Origin of the sequence: Mesorhizobium sp. WSM3860 (genome assembly GCF_002294995.1) — a bacterium.
GTDB lineage: Bacteria > Pseudomonadota > Alphaproteobacteria > Rhizobiales > Rhizobiaceae > Mesorhizobium.
In genome coordinates, this window is record NZ_NSGF01000003.1 from 335,193 (window position 1) to 351,658 (window position 16,466).

The 16,466-nt window shown below is 63.3% G+C and carries 16 protein-coding genes and 1 pseudogene; 6 read left to right on the forward strand and 11 right to left on the reverse strand.

Annotated elements, in window-relative coordinates:
- Positions 1-294: 294 nt before the first annotated feature.
- The 4 genes from CK220_RS08165 to CK220_RS08180 all read right to left on the reverse strand — a co-directional run bounded on the left by CK220_RS08165 (position 295) and on the right by CK220_RS08180 (position 2,971).
- Entirely contained in the window at positions 295-477 is a 183-nt protein-coding gene (locus CK220_RS08165) for a DUF3008 family protein (RefSeq protein ID WP_066995133.1), read from the reverse strand.
- A 59-nt stretch (positions 478-536) separates the two neighbouring features.
- On the reverse strand, positions 537-1,337 hold the full coding sequence (murI, locus tag CK220_RS08170) for a glutamate racemase (RefSeq protein WP_095811031.1): 801 nt from the start codon (positions 1,335-1,337) through the stop codon (positions 537-539).
- Between the two features lie 106 nt (positions 1,338-1,443).
- Positions 1,444-2,052, reverse strand: a complete 609-nt coding sequence (locus tag CK220_RS08175; protein ID WP_095811032.1) for a hypothetical protein — start codon at positions 2,050-2,052, stop codon at positions 1,444-1,446.
- 79 nt (positions 2,053-2,131) lie between these two features.
- Complete coding sequence (locus CK220_RS08180) at positions 2,132-2,971, reverse strand: RNA methyltransferase (protein WP_095811033.1); 840 nt, start codon at positions 2,969-2,971, stop codon at positions 2,132-2,134.
- A 203-nt stretch (positions 2,972-3,174) separates the two neighbouring features.
- Here CK220_RS08180 and CK220_RS08185 point away from each other — a divergent pair, with 203 nt between their 5' ends.
- From CK220_RS08185 to CK220_RS08195, 3 genes and pseudogenes are all read left to right on the forward strand, one after another.
- A complete protein-coding gene (locus tag CK220_RS08185) occupies positions 3,175-4,386 on the forward strand; it encodes an NADP-dependent isocitrate dehydrogenase (RefSeq protein WP_095811034.1) in 1,212 nt (403 codons plus the stop codon).
- 743 nt (positions 4,387-5,129) lie between these two features.
- Entirely contained in the window at positions 5,130-5,744 is a 615-nt protein-coding gene (locus CK220_RS08190; RefSeq protein ID WP_095811035.1) for a glutathione S-transferase family protein, read from the forward strand.
- Positions 5,737-6,317: pseudogene (locus CK220_RS08195) on the forward strand (demethoxyubiquinone hydroxylase family protein). Before CK220_RS08190 ends, CK220_RS08195 begins: the two are co-directional and overlap by 8 nt.
- A 9-nt stretch (positions 6,318-6,326) precedes the next feature.
- On the opposite strand, the gene alaS reads toward CK220_RS08195, so the two are convergent.
- Together alaS and recA are read right to left on the reverse strand one after the other, a co-directional pair.
- Positions 6,327-8,996 (reverse strand): alanine--tRNA ligase, encoded by a 2,670-nt coding sequence (gene alaS / locus CK220_RS08200; RefSeq protein WP_095811036.1) that lies wholly within the window; start codon positions 8,994-8,996, stop codon positions 6,327-6,329.
- 265 nt (positions 8,997-9,261) lie between these two features.
- Complete coding sequence (gene recA / locus CK220_RS08205; protein ID WP_095811037.1) at positions 9,262-10,359, reverse strand: recombinase RecA; 1,098 nt, start codon at positions 10,357-10,359, stop codon at positions 9,262-9,264.
- Between the two features lie 279 nt (positions 10,360-10,638).
- Here recA and CK220_RS08210 point away from each other — a divergent pair, with 279 nt between their 5' ends.
- Both CK220_RS08210 and CK220_RS08215 read left to right on the forward strand, forming a co-directional pair.
- On the forward strand, positions 10,639-11,577 hold the full coding sequence (locus CK220_RS08210; RefSeq protein ID WP_095811038.1) for a carbohydrate kinase family protein: 939 nt from the start codon (positions 10,639-10,641) through the stop codon (positions 11,575-11,577).
- 50 nt (positions 11,578-11,627) lie between these two features.
- A complete protein-coding gene (locus CK220_RS08215; RefSeq protein WP_095811039.1) occupies positions 11,628-12,545 on the forward strand; it encodes a pseudouridine-5'-phosphate glycosidase in 918 nt (305 codons plus the stop codon).
- A 249-nt stretch (positions 12,546-12,794) separates the two neighbouring features.
- Here CK220_RS08215 and CK220_RS08225 read toward each other — a convergent pair whose 3' ends face one another.
- Positions 12,795-13,118, reverse strand: a complete 324-nt coding sequence (locus CK220_RS08225; protein ID WP_095811040.1) for a TfoX/Sxy family protein — start codon at positions 13,116-13,118, stop codon at positions 12,795-12,797.
- Positions 13,119-13,207: 89 nt separating this feature from the next.
- On the opposite strand from CK220_RS08225, the gene CK220_RS08230 reads away from it, so the two are divergent.
- Positions 13,208-13,705 (forward strand): GFA family protein, encoded by a 498-nt coding sequence (locus CK220_RS08230; RefSeq protein ID WP_095811041.1) that lies wholly within the window; start codon positions 13,208-13,210, stop codon positions 13,703-13,705.
- A 4-nt stretch (positions 13,706-13,709) separates the two neighbouring features.
- Here CK220_RS08230 and CK220_RS08235 read toward each other — a convergent pair whose 3' ends face one another.
- From CK220_RS08235 to CK220_RS08250, 4 genes are all read right to left on the reverse strand, one after another.
- Entirely contained in the window at positions 13,710-14,234 is a 525-nt protein-coding gene (locus CK220_RS08235; RefSeq protein WP_095811042.1) for a DUF2199 domain-containing protein, read from the reverse strand.
- On the reverse strand, positions 14,235-14,621 hold the full coding sequence (gene sufA, locus CK220_RS08240) for a Fe-S cluster assembly scaffold SufA (protein WP_066995098.1): 387 nt from the start codon (positions 14,619-14,621) through the stop codon (positions 14,235-14,237). It lies immediately after the preceding gene.
- Positions 14,622-14,728: 107 nt separating this feature from the next.
- On the reverse strand, positions 14,729-15,121 hold the full coding sequence (locus tag CK220_RS08245) for an SUF system Fe-S cluster assembly protein (RefSeq protein ID WP_095811175.1): 393 nt from the start codon (positions 15,119-15,121) through the stop codon (positions 14,729-14,731).
- A gap of 5 nt (positions 15,122-15,126) precedes the next feature.
- Positions 15,127-16,368 carry a cysteine desulfurase gene (locus CK220_RS08250; protein WP_095811043.1) on the reverse strand — a complete coding sequence of 414 codons (1,242 nt, stop codon included), beginning with the start codon at positions 16,366-16,368 and terminating at the stop codon, positions 15,127-15,129.
- Between the last annotated feature and the right edge of the window lie 98 nt (positions 16,369-16,466).

Genomic DNA, 16,466 nt, shown 5'->3' on the forward strand with positions numbered 1-16,466 from the left:
GGAAATCCCACGGGACACGTCAGTTCGAACAAGACCGCCGACAGACTGGCTTCCGGTGAAGTCTTGCCCATGCAAAAGAAACCACCGGACGTCGCCGCCCGGTGTTGGTGGCCCTGTTAAACAGAGATTTAATCGGTGTCAAGCTCGTGATCGGCGACGCACCGACTCCGTCACAACGCCGGAGCCGACGATGGCACGGCGCTGGCATGGCCGCAAGCAGATCCGCCGCGTCGTCGCATGCCGCGGGTTTCTCTATCCGGGCACCAAGTTGAGAGCCAAGCAGCCACTAAGAGTTCATGACTTCTTGCTGGGCAGTCCCTTGCGTTTGGTCTCGGCGAATTCCTCGAGTTGCTTCTCGCTCATGGATTCGTACATCTCGCGCGAAGCACCCTTAAGCTCGGTTTTCTTGGTCTCCCCGCGCTTGGCCGAAAGGGCTGCGCCGGCTGCCTTTTGTTGGGCTTGCGATTTGGCTGGCATGCGATCTCTCCCTTTGCCGGGTGAGGAAGAGAAACGCTGCGGCGCTATCGCAGTTCCAGCTAGGGCGCGGTCAGCCCAAAGCCCTGGATAAGCCTGCGCGTGGCGAAATCCACCTTGCTGGAGGTGAAGAGGGCGATATCGGGCTCGCTCTCGCCCGACGGTTCGCCGATGGGCTGCAGCAGCGACATGGCGCGCCGGGCAATGGCTTCCGCCGGATCGATCCAGTCGACCGGCCAGGGAGCCGTCTTGCGCATGCGGTTGGCGAGGAACGGATAATGCGTGCAGGCGAGCACGACGATGTCGGTGCGCTGCCCGTCGCGCTCGATGAAACAGGGCGCGATCTCGGCGCGCACGGCTTCCTCGTCAACAAACCCTTCGCGCATATAGATCTCGGCCAGTGCGGCAAGCCTGTCGCTGCCGACCAGCCGGACATGACATTTTTGCGCCCATTTGCTGATCAGGTCGCGTGTGTACTGGCGCTTCACCGTGCCCGGCGTCGCCAGCACCGACACCAGGCCGGACCGCGTGCGCTCGGCCGCCGGCTTGATCGCGGGCACCGTCCCGACAAAAAGATGACCGGGGAATTTTTCGCGCAGCGCATCGATCACCAGGGTCGAGGCGGTGTTGCAGGCGATCACTGAGATCGCCGGCTGCAGACGGTCGAGCAATTTGCCGAAGAGTGCGAGTATGTGTTCCTTGAGCGCCGGCTCTTCCCATGCGCCGTAGGGAAAAGCCGCGTCGTCGGCGACATAGACGAAGCGCCGGTCGGGCATCAGGACGCGCGCCTCGCGCAGCACCGTCAGTCCGCCGACGCCGGAATCGAACATCAGGATCGGGCGCTGGCTTGATCGATCGTTCATTGTCATCCGACCACAGGAAGAAGCTGGCCACTGATTTGGCCAACGGCGCTTCTATCCTGAACGATCGTGGTCTTGAAGTGGCAGATGCCAGCAGCTTTTGCGCAACTCAGAGCCCACGCTTGCCGAAGCCGGCGGGCGGCGCCCGGCCAAACGGCTGCGGCGCCGGCGCCGGACGCGCGGGTTTCGCAGCAGTCCGTGGCGCAGCTGGAGCAACGCTCGCTGTCGCCCGCTCGGGGCGCGCCGCTGCCGGCAACGAGCCTTCAAAGTCGAAAGCCTCGGTCAACTCATTGATGTTGCTGCCTGCCACAGGCTTTGCCCATAGGATGGTGCACCAGAGGCCGAATATGGCAAGGCCGAGCAGATTCAGGCCACCGGGCGCGCTCTCAGGATTGCCGAAATCGATGACCAGAAGCGTGCCGGCCTGCAGCAAGCCATAGATGCCGGAAAAGACGACATAGGACCATAGGATCCAGCGTGAACCATCGGCATCGCGGCTGCGGCGCCAGGCGATGTTGCCGCGCAGGGCGACGAAGATGAGCGACACAACCACCGCGGCGCCGGCCAGGCCTTGCCGCGACGGACCCGGCATCGAATTGATCAATCCCGCGAAGCCGGTCGTTGCGGCAATGCAGAGCACGATCGCTACCGCTTCCGCTATGAACAGACCTAGCGAATAGAAGAAGAAACGCAGACGGCCAATATTGGACGTGAACATCTACTGCCCCATCGTTTCAAGAACGATGGACCAAACCGCATAATATTCGGTTACCTTGAAGGTTCGGAGCTTACAGATCTTAACTTTCTTTGTCCGTTGTTCGCTTGCGGGTAGCCGGCGCCCGCCGCGGATCATCCCCCGGTGAGCCGTCGCCGCGCGGCATTGCCGGCGAAAACCTGTCGAGCGATGAGATGATGCCGCGCAGCACCTTCAACTCGGGCTCAGCGAATCCCGCCCGCGTCAGCACGGCGCGCAGATTGTCGACCATCTTCGGCTTCTTCTCTTCCGGGCGGAAATAGCCGCGCGCCTCGAGAGCGCCTTCGAGATAGGTGAACAGGCTGTGCAGCTGTTCCTTGGTCGCCGGAACGAGCTCCGGTCCGGCGAAGTTGGTCGCGGTCTCTTCGGCAAGGCCGGATTTCATCCATTCATAGGACATCAAAAGCACAGCCTGCGCGATGTTGAGCGAGGAGAAGCCGGGATCGACCGGAAAGGTGACGATCTCGTCAGCCAGACCAACCTCTTCATTGTAGAGGCCGAAACGTTCACGGCCGAAAAGAATTCCGGTGCGCAGCCCCGCCTGCTCGCGGGCCCGGAGCGCCCTGCCCGCATCCACCGGGCCGCGCACCGGCTTGAAACCGTCACGCTCGCGGGCGGTGGTGGCGAAGACGAAGTTGAGGTCGGCCACTGCCGAGGCAAGATCGTCGAACACCGTCGTCGCATCGATGACGTGGTCGGCGCGGCTCGCGGCGGCGCGCGCCTTCTCGCTCGGCCAGCCGTCGCGCGGATTGACCAGGCGCAGCTCCGAAAGGCCGAAATTCGCCATGGCGCGCGCGACCATGCCGATATTCTCGCCGAGCTGCGGCTCGACAAGGATGATCGCCGGTCCGGCGGTCTTGGCGGCGTCGTTTGCGGCTGGCATGGCTCTCCGTACATGGGGTTTGCGGCGTTTCGGCGTCCCCTGCCACATCCGGCCCGGAAAATGAAGCATTCACAAGCGCGACAACGGGCTGCCATCGGCTGATCGCGGTTTGCGCGCTCAAAAAGGCTTTGATATACGCTGCCCAACCCCGGCCGAAGCCACGGGCAAGGCCGTTCAGATCCCCAGCAACGAGGCATTTTTCCATGGCGAAGATCAAGGTGGCGAACCCGGTCGTCGAGCTCGACGGCGACGAGATGACCCGCATCATCTGGCAGTTCATTAAGGACAAGCTGATCCACCCCTATCTCGACATCAAGCTGGACTATTTCGATCTCGGGATCGAGAACCGCGACGCCACCAATGACCAGGTGACCATCGACTCGGCCAACGCAATCAAGAAATACGGCGTCGGCGTGAAATGCGCGACGATCACGCCCGACGAACAGCGCGTCGAGGAATTCAAGCTGAAGAAGATGTGGAAGTCGCCCAACGGCACCATTCGCAACATCCTCGGCGGCACCATCTTCCGCGAGCCGATCATCATGAAGAACGTGCCGCGCCTGGTGCCCGGCTGGACCAAGCCGATCGTCGTCGGCCGTCACGCATTCGGCGACCAGTATCGCGCCACCGACTTCCGCTTCCCGGGCAAGGGCAAGCTGACGATCAAGTTCGTCGGCGAGGACGGCAAGGTGATCGAGCATGACGTCTTCGATGCGCCCGGCGCCGGCGTCGCCATGGCCATGTACAACCTCGATGAGTCGATCCGCGAATTCGCTCGCGCCTCGCTGAACTATGGCCTGCTGCGCAACTTCCCGGTCTATCTCTCGACCAAGAATACCATCCTCAAAGCCTATGACGGCCGCTTCAAGGACATCTTCCAGGAGGTCTACGAGAAGGAATTCGAGGCCGAGTTCAAGGCGAGAAAACTCTGGTACGAGCACCGCCTGATCGACGACATGGTCGCCTCCAGCCTGAAATGGTCGGGCGGCTATATCTGGGCTTGCAAGAATTATGACGGCGACGTGCAATCCGACACCGTCGCGCAAGGCTTCGGCTCGCTCGGCCTGATGACCTCGGTGCTGATGACGCCGGACGGCAAGACGGTGGAAGCGGAAGCCGCCCACGGCACCGTCACCCGCCACTACCGCCAGCATCAGAAGGGCGAGGAAACCTCGACCAACTCGATCGCCTCGATTTTCGCCTGGACGCGCGGTCTCGCCCATCGCGCTAAGCTCGACGACAACGCCGAGCTCAAGCGCTTCGCCGAGACGCTGGAGAAGGTCTGCATCCAGACCGTCGAGGCCGGCTTCATGACCAAGGACCTGTCGCTGCTGATCGGCCCCGACCAGCCCTGGCTGTCGACCACCGGCTTCCTCGACAAGATCGACGAGAACCTGCAGAAGGCGATGGGGTGAGAAGTGCCGAGCCTTGTTGCCAGCGAAAGGGTCCGCCTTTGCGCTGGCAACAATGCCGACCTCTGTCAGGCTATTTTCAAGGTGCACGGCCTAAGCGACCGGAGGAGCCGCTCCGTGTGGTCCAGCGACGAGCAAGCACCTCCTTACTACCCCAATGCCGCCACTCTGGATGCCGATGCCGTACCGATCCAACTTGCAGAAGTAGCCAGACTGACATCTGTTCTTGCCACCAGCTTTTCGGTCAAGGATGGGTTCTGCCGTCTGGATCTCCGACCGCTCGGGTTCAGCCAACTCTTCGAAGCAAGCTGGATCTGGATGGACCTAAGTCGTCCAACGGCGACCCCCTCCGGTTGGGAACGTGTTGGGGACACAGCCAGCTTGGAGATGTGGGAACTTGCCTGGACGGATGGCGCAGGTTCCTCCAGCGGCCGTGTCTTTCCGACTGCAGTTCTGGCCGACCCCGCCATCGCCATCCTGGGCCGACGGACGGCCGACGGCTCCACCGCCGGCTGCATAGCCAATAGATCCGAGCTCGTGATCGGGTTGTCAAATGTCTTTGCCACGGATGGCAATCCGACCTATCGAGATGCTGTGCGAGCCGCAGCCAATACGTTTGCTGAAGGTCGCGCGCTGGTCGGGTATGACCGCGGCGGCGGGCTGGATGACGCACTGGCCTGCGGCTTTCAGACCACCGGCACACTGCGCGTCTGGATACGGGACAGCCAGGCAAAGAGGAATAGCAAGTGGCAAAGCCTCTTCTCTACGGCGCCCACTACAGCGTCTATGTGCGCATCGCGCGACTTGCGCTTGAGGAAAAGGGCGTCGACTACGAGCTGGTCCCTCTCGACATCTTCGCGGCCGAAGGCATTCCGTCCTGGTACCTGGAGCATCACCCGTTCGGCCGCATCCCGGCGTTCGAGCATGACGGTTTTCGCCTCTTCGAGACCGGCGCGATCGCGCGCTATGTCGACGAAGCTTTCGACGGCCCGGTCCTCCAGCCGACGCAAGCGCGCAGCCGCGCAAGGATGAACCAGATCATCGGCTTGCTCGATGCTTACGCCTACCGCCCCATGGTCTGGGACGTCGCCGTCGAGCGGCTGGAAAAGGCGGCGCCGGACGAAGCTTTGATCGCGCGGGGGATTTCGCAGGCGGAGACGGTGCTGCGGACGCTTGTTTCGTTGAGCACCCCGGGCCCGTGGCTGCTCGGCGATCAGTTGACGCTGGCCGATCTGCACGCGGCGTCGATTATCGGCTATTTCCTCAAGGTCGCCGAAGGGCGAAAGCTGCTTGCCCACTTCTCAGACTTGCAGGACTGGTGGGATCGCATCGTCAGGCGGGCAAGCTTCTCCAATGGATGAGCTTTCCGGCCGCGAAGCGCTGACTACAGCCAGGATAGTCCGGGTCAACCACGCAGGCGAATTTGGAGCGATCAGGATCTATTCAGCGCAAATCTTTGTCGCCCGGCACTTCTGGCCCGATTGCGTGCCGTCTTTGTCGGGGATGCTTGGACACGAGCGCCAGCATTGCGCCGCCTTCCGTGCCGCCATGCCGGTGCGAAATTCGCGTCCATGTCGCGTGATGCAATTCTGGAGCTGGGGGGCTGGTTGTTGGGCTTTCTCACCGCCCTGCTCGACCCACAAGGCATCTGGGCATGCACCGCCGCTGTCGAAGCGACAGTGCACCGCCATCTCGACGACCAGCTCTACTATCTAGCCGGGCGCGATCCCGGACTGCACGCCATCATCCTATCGATCCGCGAGGAAGAGCTGGCCCATCTCCGTTACGCCGAGGCGCAGCTGCCGGCCCCAGGCCCGCTGCTTCTCCTCCTGCGCGCGATGATCGCCGTCGCCACGGATTGCCTCATCTGGCTGTCCACTTGGGGCGACTCTGTCAGAATGGCGCGCGCCCTGAAAGCGGCAAAGCTTCCCTGACGCTTCTGACTAAGCGGCTTCGAGCGCCGCCTTTACCGCCGCGATGGCGTCGTCAGCCTTGGAGGCGTCGGGGCCGCCGGCTTGCGCCATGTCGGGACGCCCGCCGCCGCCCTGCCCGCCAAGCGCGGCGGACGCGACGCGGACGAGATCGACAGCGCTGAAGCGGCCGGTCAGGTCGTCGGTGACGCCGACCACCACGCTCGCCTTGTTGTCCTCGCCGGCGCCGACAAAGACGACCACGCCCGAGCCCAGCGTCTTCTTGCCGGCATCGGCAAGCGGCTTCAGGTCCTTCGGTGCGACGCCGCTGACCGCCTTGCCGAGGAAACCGACACCCGCAACCGTCTCGTTGGTGGCCGGAGCATCGGCAACGGCCGCGCCGCCGCCAAGCGCCAGCTTCTTGCGCGCCTCGGTGAGCTCCTTTTCGAGCTTCTTGCGCTCCTCGAGCAACGTCTCGACGCGCGCCGGCACGTCGGCCGGCGAGATCCTCAAGGTCGCCGCGGCCGCTTTCAGGCGCTTGTCCTGCTCGTCGAGATGCCTGCGCGCCGCCTCGCCGGTCAGCGCCTCGATGCGGCGCACGCCGGCGGCGACCGCGCTGTCCGACAGGATGCGCACAAGGCCGATATCGCCGGTCGACCTGACATGCGTGCCGCCGCAGAGCTCGACCGAATAGGGACGGTTGGCCTTGGCGCCGTGCAGGCCGGTGCCCATCGAAACCACGCGCACCTCGTCGCCGTATTTCTCGCCGAACAGCGCCATCGCGCCCTCGGCAATAGCATCGTCGACCGACATCAGCCGCGTCGTCACCGGGCTGTTCTGCACGACGATCTCGTTCGCCATGCGCTCGACATCCTCGAGCTCCTCGGCCGAGATCGGCTTGTTGTGCGAGATGTCGAAGCGGAGGCGATCAGGCGCGACCAGCGAGCCCTTCTGCGCGACATGGGTGCCCAGCACCTCGCGCAGCGCCTCGTGGATGAGATGCGTCGCGGAATGATTGGCGCGCAGCTTCGAACGGCGCGCGTGTTCGACCTTGAGCTCCACGGCAGCGCCGGCCTTGACCGTGCCGCGCGTCACCTTGCCCATGTGCACGAAAAGGCCGTCGGCCTTCTTCTGCGTGTCGGTGACCTCGATCGAGAAGCCGTCGCCGGAAATCATGCCGGTATCGCCCATCTGGCCACCGGATTCGCCATAGAACGGCGTCTGGTTGACGACGATGGCAACCGCGTCGCCCTGCCCGGCGCTGTCGACCGTCTTACCGTCCTTCACCAAGGCCTGGATCAGGCCTTCCGCCTCTTCCGTCTCGTAACCGAGGAAATCGGTCGCGCCGGTCTGCTCGCGTACCGGGAACCAGACCGTCTCGGTCGCGGCTTCGCCCGATCCCGCCCAATGCGCGCGCGCTTCCGCCTTCTGCCGCTCCATCGCAGCGGTGAAGCCGACAACATCGACCGAGATGTCGCGTTGGCGCAGCGCATCCTGCGTCAGGTCGAGCGGGAAGCCATAGGTATCATAGAGCTTGAACGCGGTCTCGCCATCCAGCATGTCGCCGGCGTGAAGCTGTTCCGTCGCCTCCGAAAGCAGGCCGAGACCGCGGACCAGCGTCTTGCGGAAACGCGTCTCCTCGAGCTTCAGCGTCTCGGTGATCAGTGCCTCGCCACGCACCAGTTCCGGATAGGCCTGGCCCATCTCGCGCACCAGTGCGGGCACCAGCTTCCACATCAGCGGCTCCTTGGCGCCGAGCAGCTGAGCGTGGCGCATGGCACGACGCATGATGCGACGCAGCACATAGCCGCGGCCTTCATTGGAGGGCAGCACGCCGTCGGCCACCAGGAAGGATGACGAGCGCAGGTGATCCGCAATCACGCGGAAGGATGCTACGTTCTCCTGGTTGTGACCGTGCCCGAGCGCCGAACATGCCGCATCGATCAGATGCCGGAACAGGTCGGTCTCAAAGACGCTTTCCACTCCCTGAAGGACCGAAGCCATGCGCTCCAGGCCCATGCCGGTGTCGATCGATGGGCGCGGCAGGTCGATGCGCTCTTCTTTCGTCACCTGCTCATATTGCATGAACACCAGGTTCCAGAATTCCAGGAACCGGTCGCCGTCCTCCTCCGGGCTGCCGGGCGGTCCGCCCCAGATATGCTCGCCGCGATCGATGAATATCTCCGAGCACGGACCGCAGGGACCGGTGTCGCCCATCGCCCAGAAATTGTCAGAGGTCGGAATGCGGATGATGCGGTCGTCCGAGAAGCCGGCGATCGTCTTCCAGTAACCGGCCGCCTCGTCGTCGGTGTGATAGACGGTGACCAGAAGCTTGTCCTTGGGCAGGCCGAATTCCTTGGTGATCAGGTTCCAGGCAAGCTCGATCGCGCGCTCCTTGAAATAATCGCCGAACGAGAAATTGCCGAGCATCTCGAAGAAAGTGAGATGGCGCGCAGTGTAGCCGACATTGTCGAGATCATTGTGCTTGCCGCCGGCGCGCACGCTCTTCTGCGCGGTCACGGCGCGCGAATAGGGCCGCTTCTCCAGGCCGGTGAAGACGTTCTTGAACTGCACCATGCCGGCGTTGGTGAACATCAGCGTCGGATCGTTGCGCGGCACCAGCGGGCTGGAGGCGACGATCTCGTGGCCCTCCTTGCGGAAGTAGTCGAGGAATGTCGACCGGATCTCGTTCACGCCACTCATTGATACTGCCTTTTCGCGAGAACCGCCGGCTAGGCCGGCGGCAAATGGGCTTTCGTGTGTCAGAAGATAGGCCTTTTAGCCGTAGCTCTTGACCCTGTCCAGAAACACGGAACCAGGCCAATCCACCGGCCGGGCGGCGTGTACTCTCGCCCCCCAAACGCAAACCGCCGGCACGAAGGCCGGCGGCTCGAACGCAGTACTAGGGAACTCGATTACATAAGCTTTGGATAATAGATGCAGATTATGGCCGAACTCCGGCAGTTGCCTACATCGCGCCGGCCTCGTCCTCGAAGCCGTCGTCACCGCCTTCGGAGCCGCCGTTCTCGAGGAATTTTTCCGCGATCAGCCCGGCATTCTGCCTCAGCGCCAGCTCGATCTCGCGTGCCGTATCCGGATTGTCGCGCAGGAAAAGCTTGGCGTTCTCGCGGCCCTGACCGAGACGCTGCGAATTATAGGAGAACCAGGCACCCGACTTCTCGACCACGCCGGCCTTGACCCCGAGATCGACGAGCTCGCCGGTCTTCGACACGCCCTCGCCATACATGATGTCGAACTCGACCACCTTGAAGGGCGGAGCCAGCTTGTTCTTCACCACCTTGACGCGGGTCTGGTTGCCGACCACTTCGTCGCGATCCTTGACCGAGCCGATGCGGCGAATATCGAGGCGCACCGAGGCGTAGAATTTCAGCGCGTTGCCGCCGGTGGTGGTTTCCGGCGAGCCGAACATGACGCCGATCTTCATGCGGATCTGGTTGATGAAGATGACCATGGTGTTGGAGCGCGAGATCGAAGCAGTCAGCTTGCGCAGCGCCTGGCTCATCAGGCGGGCCTGCAGGCCGGGCAGCGCGTCGCCCATCTCGCCCTCGATTTCGGCGCGCGGCGTCAGTGCTGCGACCGAATCGACCACCAGAACGTCGATGGCGCCGGAACGCACCAGCGTGTCGCAGATCTCCAGCGCCTGCTCACCCGTGTCGGGCTGTGAGATCAGCAGGTTTTCGAGGTCTACGCCGAGCTTGCGGGCATAGACCGGATCGAGCGCGTGCTCGGCATCGACGAAGGCGCAAATTCCGCCCTTCTTCTGGGCTTCCGCAACCGTGTGCAGCGCCAGCGTCGTCTTGCCCGAGCTTTCCGGCCCGTAGATCTCGATGATGCGGCCGCGCGGCAGCCCGCCGACGCCGAGCGCGATGTCGAGGCCGAGCGAGCCAGTCGGCACGGTTTCGATCTCGACCACCTTCTCGTTGGCGCCGAGCCGCATGATCGAGCCCTTGCCGAAAGCGCGCTCGATTTGCGACAGCGCCGCATCCAGAGCCTTTGATTTGTCCACTGCCTTATCCTCTACAAGCCGCAAAGTATTCTGAGCCATGATACATCACCCCTTGGTCGTCAATGAAGGCCGGACAATCCGTGTCCCTGCCAGTTTGTACCTTTTTTGTTCTCATTTGGCAAGAGGCAGCAAATGACTGGAAAACAAACAATATCTGGATTTGTTCCATTTTTGTCTCACAAGAGATGGCGTAAACCAGTGCTGCTGGCCCAAGCGGGATTTCGTTATCTAGGCGGCCCGAATCGCGACCCGATTGCGGGGCGATGCGCGCAAACCTAGTGTGCGCACGCAAACAATCAACGAGGTCCAGTCCGCGGCATGCCGACATCCCCAAAGATCCTGGCGCTGGGCGGCGCTCACATCGACCGGCGCGGCCAAGTGTCAGGCCCTTACGTGCCCGCCGCATCCAATCCCGGCATCATGCGCGAGGATGTTGGCGGCGGCGTCTTCAACGCGCTGCGCAGCGTAGTGAAGCGCGGCGTCTCGGCCTCCCTGCTTTCGGTGCGCGGCGGCGACGCGGCGGGTGAGACGGTTGCATCGGCAATCGGCGAGGCCGGCATTGCCGATCTTTCGGTGGTGTTCCTCGACCGCACGACGCCGAGCTACACGGCCTTGATCGACAGCGAGGGCGAGCTGATCGTCGGCTTTGCCGATATGGATCTCTACGATCTCGCCTTCCCCAAGCAGATCCGCCGCGCCAAGGTGCGCGAGGCTATCGCCGAGGCCGACGCGGTCCTCTGCGACGCGAACCTGCCGACGGCGGCGCTCGAGCGTCTGGTTGCGCAAGCCGGCGGCAAACCAATTTTCGCGATCGCCATTTCGCCGGCCAAGGTCGTGCGGCTGGCGCCGCTGCTCGGCAATCTCTCGCTGCTGTTCATGAACCGCCGCGAGGCAGCGGCGCTTGCCGGCGCCGATATGTCCGGGCAGGATCTTGTCAATGCGCTGAAACGCGCGGGGCTGGCTACGGGCGTGGTGACAGCCGGCAGTGCTCCGGTGCTCGGCTTCGACCAATCGGGCGTCTTCGCCATCGACCCGCCCGCCCCGCGACAAGTTGCCGACGTAACCGGCGCCGGCGACGCCCTGACCGGAGCCACGGTTGCCGCGCTGCTGCGCGGGCTCCCTTTGCGGACGGCACTGCGGGAAGGCGTTGCCGCGGCGATGCTCGCCATCGAGAGCGCCGAGGCAGTGCCGTCGTTCACCGCCGGCAATTTTGGCCAGGCGCTTGCCCTTGTGCCGGAGGCACGGGAGGTGGCATAGGGCCACCAGACTATCTTGCCGGAGTGTTTTCTCCGGAGTGGAGAACAGGCATGACCCCCGAAACCGCCCGCCCCTTCATCGATATCCACCCGCCGGTGGCGGAGGCGCTTGCCGCCGGGCGGCCGGTGGTGTCGCTGGAAAGCACCATCATCACCCACGGCATGCCCTACCCCGACAATGGCGCGATGGCGGCCAAGGTCGAGCAGATCATCGCCAATGGCGGCGCGGTGCCGGCGACGATCGCGGTGGTCGATGGCCGCATCAAGATCGGCCTTTCCGACGGCGAGCGCGAATCGCTCGCCATGACCGGCGACGCCATGAAGCTGTCGCGCGCCGATATCGGCTTTGCCGTCGCTCAAAAGCGTACCGGCGGCACCACCGTGGCCGCCACCATGATCGCCGCGCACATGGCCGGCATAAAGGTCTTCGCCACCGGTGGCATCGGCGGCGTCCACAAGGGCGCGGAAAAGAGTTTCGACATTTCGGCCGATCTCGACGAGCTGGCGCGCACGCCGGTCATCGTCGTCTCGGCCGGGGCCAAGGCGATCCTCGACATCGAAAAGACGCTGGAAGTGCTGGAGACGCGCGGCGTGCCCGTTATCGGCCATGGCTGCGAGACCATGCCGGCCTTCTGGTCCAGGCAATCGCCCTTCCCTGCGCCGCTGACGCTGCATGCGCCTGGAGATATCGCGCATTTCTACCATACGCGGCAGGCGCTGGGCCTCGGCGGCGGCATCCTGGTCGCCAATCCGGTGCCGCAGAGTGACGAGATCCCGGCTGCCGAGATGGACGGCTACATCCAGGCCGCGCAAAAGGCGGCCGAAGCGCAGAACATCGCCGGCAAGGCCGTGACGCCGTTCCTCCTGTCGAAGATTTTGGAGCTCACCGGCGGCCGCAGCCTCAAGACCAACATCGCGCTTGTCGAGAACAATGCGCGGCTGGCGGCGGAGATCGCGAAGGCGCTGTAGCGCTTTCAGGCTACGGTACTCCGGCCAACCACAATGGCCGAGTTCCTTCACACCCCCCTCTGGCCTGCCGGCCATCTCCCCCGCAAGGGGGCGCAAGGGGGGAGATCAGCAGCTTCGGCTGACGGCGTTCTTCCTTCAACGTTGGCGATTGGCGAAAGCGACGGCGGCGTCCAATCTCCCCCCTTGCGGGGGAGATGTCCGGCAGGACAGATGGGGGTGCTGTCCCGCCAGCATCTCGACAATTCCGCGCTATTTCCCCGCCCGCCGCCCTGCCTCATAAGCGCGCCGCGCCCAGACCGCCATTTCGTCGGGATCGTCGAAGGCGCTGTCAGGAACGCACCAATAAGGCATCGCGACCTCCTTGCCGTGCCGCGAGCCGGTATAGGTCCATTGGCTGCAGCCGGCGGCCTCGAATTCGGGGATCGTCTCCTCGTCCGCCTTCAGCATCAGTTCGCCGCGCACGACCACCGCGACGATGACGCCGTCGCAATAGATGCCCTTGCCGCCGAACATGTTTCGGATGCTGACCGGCCCCAGGCTCTCGAACAATTCTTCGAGGCGCGCATTGTCCATGCCGCAATCATCTCATCCGGCATGGGCCTTGTCATCGCCGCAACCAAAAGCATGCTGACAGGTTGAGACCTGGAAATGGAGTTCCCGCCATGCCTGTCCTGCTCAAAGGCTCCTGCCGCTGCGGCGCCGTCGCCTTCGAAGTCGAAAGCCACACGCCGGTGCCGTTCATGCTCTGCTACTGCTCGATCTGCCGCAAGCAGCAGGGCGGCGGCGGTTTTGCGATCAATCTCGGCGCCGACAACGAAACGCTCAAGGTCACCGGCAGGCCCGATCTCGGCGTCTACCGCGCCGAGATCGAGGACGACGAGCATCCGCATTGCGAGGTCTCGACCGGCGAGCGCAATTTCTGCAAGAAATGCGGCGCCGCGCTCTGGCTCTACGACCCGACCTGGCCGGACCTCGTCCATCCCTTCGCCTCGGCGATCGACAGCGACCTGCCGAAGCCATCTGAAAAGGTGCATCTGATGCTGAAATACAAGGCGAACTGGGTCGAGCCGGTGATCGGCAAGAAGGACAAGGTGTTCGACGTCTACCCGGAGGAATCGATCGCCGACTGGCACAAGCGCACCGGCATGTGGGTGGAGTGAGACCCTAGGCCTCGGACTGATGCGTGAGCGCAACCCAGCGCTCGATCTGAGTCACATCCACCCCATCTCGTTGCGCCGCAACCAAGGGATGATCTGCCTCATGCAGAAACACCCTCGGGCGCATGTTGCCAGGCTGAAACACGACATTCGCATGCATCAGCATCGAACTTGGATACTCGGGAATGTCGTGCATCAGGTACCCGAAACACAGTTCGTCTTCGTATTCCCCGCTGTCAAAGCCTTCGCGATAGACATTCCAGCTTCTTTCCGAGACCGACATCCAAACACCGAAACAGAACTCTTCGGACAACTGAGGCACGGGCAAAGGCAGCAGGCAACGAATGAAGCGGTCTGTTTGCCCCGTCGCGTAGCTCACCACGCAAAAATCGTCGTTCTTGCGGAAGGTCGACCGAGCTACCTCGTCAAGCGCGTCCGGATTCACCGGAGCGCCAAAGGCTATATCGGTGGGAAGTCCGGTAAACTCCCGGTCACAGCAGGCACATCGCCAGCGATATGCCTCGGCGCTCACCTAAGCAGCGCTTGAAGCGCGCGCCTCGGCCAGCGCCTTGAGATCGGCCGGCTTCAATTCGACGGATTCGCCGCAGCCGCAGGCCGAGCTCTGGTTCGGGTTCCTGAAGGTGAAGCCGGTGCGCAGTGTCGTCTGCTCGAAATCCATCTCGGTGCCGAGCAGGAAGAGCGCCGCTTCCGGAGCGACATAGACATGCGCGCCGTCGCGCTCGATATGGTCGTCCTTGGGGTTCGGCTCGGTGACCAGGTCGACCGTGTATTCCATGCCGGCGCAGCCGCCCTTCTTGATGCCAAGACGGATGCCATGCGCGTTGTCGCGCGTAGCGACGATCTCACGCACGCGGTCAGCGGCCTTGTCGGTCATAGTGATGACGGCGAAGCGTCCCATGTCATTCTCCACGTTCGCGCGGGTTCAAGGCCCGCGGAATGAGTCTGCCTTAAGATGGTGAAGTTTCACCTATGCTGCAAGACAGCCAATCTTCGTTGGGTCGCTGGCTAGTACCACCCGACCGCGACCTGAGCCTCTTCCGACATCCGGTCGGGGGTCCATGGCGGGTCGAACACCATGCTGACCTCGACGCCCGAAACACCCTCCACGGCGCCGACGGCGTTCTCGACCCAGCCCGGCATTTCGCCGGCCACCGGGCAGCCCGGCGCCGTCAGCGTCATGTCGATCTTGACCGTGCGGTCGTCCTCGATGTCGATCTTGTAGACGAGGCCGAGCTCGTAGATGTCGGCCGGGATTTCCGGATCGTAGACCGTCTTCAGCGCCGAGACGATGTCGTCCGTCAGCCGCGCCAGCTCGTCGGCGGGGATCGCCGAGGCCGAGACGATTCCGTTGCCGGCCGTTTCCGGCGCGGTCTCTGCGGTGGTGGTCACATCGTCCATCATCGTCACCCGAAGAACTTTCGCGCCTTTTCCAGCGCCTCGGCCAAAGCATCCACTTCGGCCCTGGTGTTATACATGCCGAACGATGCCCTGCATGTGGAGGTCACGCCGAAGCGTTTCAACAGCGGCTGGGCGCAATGGGTGCCGGCGCGCACGGCCACGCCCTGCCTGTCGATAAGCATCGACACGTCATGGGCGTGGATGCCCTGCAATTCGAACGAGATGATGGCGCCCTTGTCGGGCGCATCGCCGAAGATGCGCAGCGAGTTGATGGCCCGCAGCCGCTCATGCGCGTAGGTCTTCAAATCCGCTTCGTGCGCGGCGATGCGCTCACGGCCGACCTTTTCCATATATTCGAGCGCGGCACCGAGCCCGATCGCCTGCACGATTGGTGGAGTGCCGGCCTCGAAACGGTGCGGCGGCTCGTTATAGGTAACGATATCCTCGGTCACCTCCTCGATCATCTCGCCGCCACCCATGAAGGGCCGCATCTCTTCCAGCATGTGCTTTTTGCCGTAGAGCACGCCGATGCCCGACGGACCGTAGACCTTGTGGCCGGTGAAGACGAAGAAGTCGCAGTCGAGGTCCTGCACGTCGATCGGCATATGGACGGCGCTCTGGCTGCCGTCGACGAGTACGGGAATTCCACGCGCATGCGCGACGCGCACGATCTCCTTGATCGGCGTCACCGTGCCCAGCGCGTTGGACATCTGGGTGATGGCGACGAGTTTCGTGCGCGAAGTCAGCCCCTTCTCGAATTCCTCGATATGGAAAGCGCCGAGATCGTCGACCGGCACCCAGACCAGCTTGGCACCCTGCCGCTCGCGGATGAAATGCCAGGGCACGATGTTGGAGTGGTGCTCCATGATCGAGAGCACGATCTCGTCGCCCTCGCCGATCCTCGGCATACCCCAGCCGTAGGCGACCGTGTTGATCGCCGACGTCGTGTTGGAGGTGAAGACGATGTTGTCGGTGCTCGGCGCGTTGAGAAACCTCTGCACTGATTTCCGCGCTTTCTCATAAGCATCGGTCGCGGCATTCGACAGGAAATGCAGGCCGCGATGGACATTGGCGTAGTCCTGGGAATAGGCGTGCTGGATCGTGTCGAGCACCGCCTGCGGCTTCTGCGCCGAGGCGCCGTTGTCGAGATAGACCAGCGGCTTGCCGTAGACTTGGCGCGACAGGATCGGGAAGTCGCGGCGGATCGCCTCGACATCATAGGGAGTGGTTTCGATCTTCTGATCCATCACAAGCTCAAAGCCTCAATCCGTCACCAACCCCTCATCCGTCTTGGCGATCCACCTTCTCCCACAAGGAGAGAAGGTAAAGCGCTAGACCTTCTCCC